The sequence below is a fragment of the Actinophytocola sp. genome, from assembly GCF_035634895.1.
Lineage (GTDB): Bacteria > Actinomycetota > Actinomycetes > Mycobacteriales > Pseudonocardiaceae > Actinophytocola.
Genome location: NZ_DASQCC010000276.1, coordinates 1 through 5,543, shown reverse-complemented (window position 1 = coordinate 5,543; position 5,543 = coordinate 1). Strand labels below are relative to the sequence as shown.

At 70.4% G+C, this 5,543-nt stretch carries 2 protein-coding genes; both read left to right on the top strand.

Features of this window, described 5'->3' with window-relative positions; all coding sequences use genetic code 11:
* The first annotated feature begins 841 nt into the window (after window positions 1-841).
* Complete coding sequence (ettA, locus tag VET29_RS42390) at window positions 842-2,518, top strand: energy-dependent translational throttle protein EttA (RefSeq protein WP_324932682.1); 1,677 nt, start codon at window positions 842-844, stop codon at window positions 2,516-2,518.
* Between the two features lie 168 nt (window positions 2,519-2,686).
* Window positions 2,687-5,543, top strand: a 2,857-nt coding sequence (locus VET29_RS42385; RefSeq protein WP_324932679.1) for a hypothetical protein, incomplete at its 3' end; no start/stop codon positions are given.

Here is a 5,543-nt window from a genome sequence, read left to right as displayed (position 1 = left end):
GTTGCTGGACCCACCCGGCCAGCTGGCCAGAGAAGATCCCGCCGAGGCTGGCCTCGTCGAGGAGGCCGCCTAGTGTCCCGCGCCGGAAATGCGGTGATTAAGTCGGTGGATCCGGGTTTCTGCTGGCAAGGCGCCGGTTCGTCCTCGTACTGGGTGGTACTTGGGTGAACCGGCAACGCCGCCAGCGGGAAGCTGGGCCGCCGAATTAGTTGCCTGATTTCCGGCGCGGGACACTAGTAGTGCTTCGCCACGTTCGCCGACCCACCCGAACGCGCTCGTCCGGTCCAGCGTTCACGCAGGTCACGGCTTCGGGCCTCGAGGCAGATCCACGCTCTGGCTCTCCGAACCGTCGGACCGGCTCATTCGCGCGGCGCTGTGCGCCTCAGATCCTCGAGTTGCCCCGCCAACCGACAAGGCACTACCCGCAAGGCATTACCCGCGAGGTGTCTGCCATCGAAAGGAGTTGATCACCGAGATCCCTGCCACCGTCCCGACCCGCGTGCCACCCGAAGGATGCCGCCCGGCCCGCGTGCCAGCCGGACCGCCGCCTAATGACCCGCGTGCCCGCGGGCCGCGTGCTACCCGGATCGCCGCCCGGCCCGCGCGCCACCGGATCGCCGCCCGGCCCGCGTGCCAGCCGGACCGTCGCCCGGCCCGATGCTGGCGAGCCCTCGCCTGTCCCAACCGCCGTCCGTCCCGACACTGAAAGGAGTTGATCACCCGGACAGCCGCCGACCGGCTCGCCCGCCCGGAGGATGCCGCCGGACTTGACAGGGTTCTCGGGGCGTGTTCCGCCACACCGCGGTCAGGCCCGAGCCCGGGCCGCTCTACGATCGCGGCCATGGCCGAGTTCATCTACACCATGAAGAAGGTACGCAAGGCGCACGGTGACAAGGTCATCCTGGATGACGTCACCCTCGCCTTCTACCCCGGGGCGAAGATCGGGGTGGTAGGTCCCAACGGCGCCGGCAAGTCGAGCGTGCTCAAGATCATGGCGGGCTTGGACCAGCCGAACAACGGCGACGCGTTCCTGTCGCCCGGGTTCACCGTCGGCATCCTGCAGCAGGAGCCGGCGCTGAATGAGGACAAGACCGTCCTCGGCAACGTCCAGGAGGGCGTCGGCGGGATCTACGAGACGCTCACGCGCTACAACGAGGTCATCGAGAAGATGGCGACGGACACCTCCGACGAGCTCATGGAGGAGATGGGCCGGTTGGGGGAGGAACTCGACCACGCCGACGCCTGGGACCTGGACTCGCAGCTCGAGCAGGCGATGGACGCGTTGCGCTGCCCGCCGGGAGACGCCGACGTCAAGGTCCTCTCCGGTGGTGAGCGCCGCCGTGTGGCGCTGTGCAAGCTGCTGCTGTCCAAGCCCGACCTGCTGCTGCTGGACGAGCCCACCAACCACCTGGACGCGGAGAGTGTCCTGTGGCTGGAGCAGCACCTGGGGCAGTACCCGGGTGCGGTCCTGGCGGTCACACACGACCGGTACTTCCTGGACAACCTGTCGCAGTGGATCCTCGAGCTCGACCGCGGGCGGGCGCACGCGTACGAGGGCAACTACTCCACCTACCTGGAGAAGAAGGCCGAGCGGCTGGCGGTACAGGGCAAGAAGGACCAGAAGCTGCAGAAGCGGCTGAGGGACGAGCTGGCCTGGGTGCGGTCGAACGCGAAGGCGCGGCAGACCAAGTCCAGGGCACGCCTCGACCGCTACGAGGAGATGGCGGCGGAGGCCGAGCGCACCCGCAAGCTCGACTTCGAGGAGATCCAGATCCCGCCAGGGCCCCGGCTGGGCAGCATCGTGGTCAGGGCGGACCACCTGAAGAAGGGGTTCGGCGATCGGGTGCTGATCGACGACCTGTCGTTCGACCTGCCCCGCAACGGCATCATCGGCGTGATCGGCCCGAACGGCGTCGGCAAGACGACCCTGTTCAAGACGATCGTGGGCCTCGAGAAGGCGGACAGCGGCGAGGTCAAGGTCGGCGAGACGGTACAGCTGTCCTATGTGGACCAGGGTCGGGAAGGTATCGATCCGAAGAAGAACGTGTGGGAGGTGGTGTCGGAAGGGCTGGACTACATCCACGTGGGCCAGGTCGAGATGCCGTCCCGCGCGTACGTCAGCGCGTTCGGCTTCAAGGGCGCCGACCAGCAGAAGCCGGCCGGCGTGCTGTCCGGCGGCGAGCGCAACCGCCTCAACCTGGCGCTCACCCTCAAGCAGGGCGGCAACCTGATCCTGCTGGACGAGCCGACGAACGACCTGGACGTCGAGACCCTCGGCTCGCTGGAGAACGCACTCGAGCAGTTCCCCGGCTGCGCCGTGGTGATCTCCCACGACAGGTGGTTCCTCGACCGCGTCGCGACGCATATCCTCGCGTGGGAGGGCAGCGACGAGAACCCCGCCAAGTGGTACTGGTTCGAGGGCAACTTCGAGGGCTACGAGAAGAACAAGATCGAACGCCTCGGCGAGGAAGCCGCCCGTCCGCATCGGGTCACCTATCGCAAGCTGACCCGGGACTAGGTTGGGGGTGCGGTGGCGGCGGCCTGGAACGATGCGCCATCCGGTGGGCTGAGTGAGTGCGCGGCACTCGTTCGTTCGGCGGAGGCGCTTCGTACGAGTGCGCCCGAACTCTGCGTCCAACTCGCCCGTCGTGCGCTGCTCATCGGCGCCACCGACGTGTCGTCTGCCATGACGAGCACGGGTGAGTCCAGGTCCCTGTCGATGCGGGCGCAGGCGGTGCTCGCGTCGGGGCTGGTGCGGATAGGCCAGCACGTCGGCGCGGTCCAACCCGGGTTCGACGCGTTGGCGCTGGCCGAGTCGGGCGGCGCCCTGGTGCTGGCGGCGGAGCTTCGGCTGGACCTCGCGGAATGCGCGCAGGAGTTGGGCGAACCGTTGCTCGGCGGTGCGTTGCTGCGTCCGGTGCTGGAGGCGACGCACGCGCCGCCGTCGATGCGGGCCGCCGCGCTCGGCCGTCTCGTCGGCTGCCTCGCGCACGTGGCCCGCCGCGACGACATCGAGGACGCGCTGGCCGAGGCCGACCGCCTGCTGGCGGCCGACGACGGCCTGGACTCCGACGCCCGCCGGATGGAACGTGCGCGGCTGGCGGTCCGCTCGTCCGCCTACCACCGCTGGTACGGCGACAACGAGGAGGCGGTCAACGCCGCCCGCGACGGCCTGGGCGTGCTGAAGCGGCTCCACCGCGAGCTGCGCCCGGAGAGCGACCGCCTGCGTGCGCGGCTGGTGCTGGAGCTCGTGTGCGCGCTGCTGGACGAGGGCGAGCTGTACGAGGCGGAGGAGGCCGCCAAGCCGACGGTCGACGAACCGGTGCGCGCGACGTCCGCGGAGTCGGTCGGCCAGCTCATGCTGGCGCTGGCGACTCGCGTGCACCTGCCATCGGGCGAGGTCGACCGCGGTCGAGGCCTGGTGGACCAGGCAGCGTGGCTGGCGGAACGCCACAACCTGGACTCGTTGCTGGCCGACGCGCTGACCGAGCTGTCACGCCTGGACGAACAGGCCGGCCGCACGAAGGAAGCCCTGGAGGCGATGCGTTCGGCCCGAGCGGCCGAGCAACGGCGCATGCGTGCCGTCGCCCGCGCGGCGCGGCATCTGTTGGTGCAGGTGGGCGCCGGCCAGGGGATGCGGGACGTGTCGCAGCAGTCGGTGGCCGCACTGCTGCGTCAGCTGGCGCACCCGGCAGGCGTGCCGGTGGCGATGGCCCCGTCGCCGGCCGCCGCCCAGTCGACACTGCCACCGCCGAGAACCTCGACAGAACCACACGAGCGACCGTCCTCAGATGAGGTGCCGGACTCGGTGGACGAGCGCACCGGCCTACTGAACCGCGAAGGCCTGGTGAAACGGCTGCGGTCGGTCCGCAAGGGCGAACGCCCGGTCGCGCTGACGCTGGTCCGCTTCGAACCGCTCAACGACAACAGGGCCGGCCGCGGCCCGGACACCGGCATCATGGTCGGCCTGGCCGACAAGGTCCGCGGCATGGCCCCCGAGAATGCCGAGCTGGCAAGGTCCGACGGCGGTGAGCTGGCGGTTTTCCTGCCCCACACCACACGGGACCAGGCGGAGGAGTTCGCGGCCTCGATCCGCGAAACGGCGACGAAGTCGGACATGAGCATCAGCACAAGCGTGGTGCAGTCCGACTCTCCAACCCCCGGCACGGAAACCCAGGACGCGGCCGGCATGCTGACCGCCGCAAGGGACGCACTGACTCCCACCAAACCACCGCCGACGAGTCCCTCCCAGGACTCCCAGCCCCTGTCGAGCCCACGGAGCTCCCCAACAGGTCAGGACTTCCTGGCGGCCACCGAGCCCAGCCACTCCCACCCGGCGCCCGCCAGCGCACTGACGGACGAGCCGCCGACAACACCGCTGACCCAGGCCCCAGCAACAGACCAGCCCACTGGCGGCCGGTCAATCCTGAACTCCCTGAGCATCCCCTCCGGCAGCGGCGGCCGCCGCCGAGCCGGCGGCGAACCCGCTCCCGGCGAACAGCCGCAAGGGCCGACCGAGTCCGCAGAGGGTCCCCGCCTGACCCGCGCCGAGCGCCGAGCCCAGGAGCAAGCTAACCCGGCGGACACGAGCACACTCAGCTCGTCAGGCTGGCCGGCGGAACCAGACATCTCCCAGGTCCTCCACCGCACCCCATCGGCCACCCGACGCCCAACGAACCCGACACCCGCAGCCGCAAGCGCCACCGACCCCGGCAGCGTCACGGCCCCCTCAAGCGTCACCGACTTCGCAAGCGCCACCGACCCGGCCAGCGGCCCCAATCCCCTCAGCGGGCCCAATCCCGCCAGCGGATTCGACCTCTCCAGCGGGCCCAATCCCGCCGGCGGATTCGACCTCTCCAGCGGGCCCAATCCCGCCGGCGGACCCGACCTCTCCAGCGGGCCCAATCCCGGCAGTGGATCCGACCTCGCCGGCGGCCCCGTCCCCCCGCCGCCGGCTCGCCCCGAGGAAGAACTGCCCCGGGAGACAGGGACTCCCATCGCGGATGCGGAACGTCCCGCACCCACCTACTCGTCCACCCCGAAGGCCACCACCTACGAGGAAACCCGTGCCGAACTGGCCCGGATGATGTCAACGCTCAACGCGAAGGCCCTCCGCGCCCGCAACAAAGCGGACGCCAAGCCCGAAGACGCGCCCAACCGCGACCTCGACGCGCCCAACCGCGACCTCACCGCCCCAGAACCCACGCAACCAACTTCGACGGGCCACCACGCCCCGGCCCCCCCAAGCGACCTGCCTTCATACACCGACTTCGCCCACGGCGCCTCCGCGCCGCGGCCTGGGGACCACGCCGAAGACCTCATCTCCTCGGCCCGACTCGAACCCCGGCAACCCGCGTGGCTGGACTTCGCAGACGGGCTTGCCACGGGCGGTCACATCGAGGCGGGCGCCGTCGCCAACCGGTTCGAGATGGGGCAGACGATCTCCTCGCCGCCGGAGCCCGATGACGTTCCCGAGCCGCCCGGCCGGCCCGACATTCCGGAGCCACCCCGCCGGCCCGACATTCCCGAGCCGTTCGAGCCAG

Bases quoted from the DNA above. Each gene is read 5' to 3' on its own strand.
- ettA (WP_324932682.1), top strand. From the start codon at position 842: ATGGCCGAGTTCATCTACACCATGAAGAAGGTACGCAAGGCGCACGGT.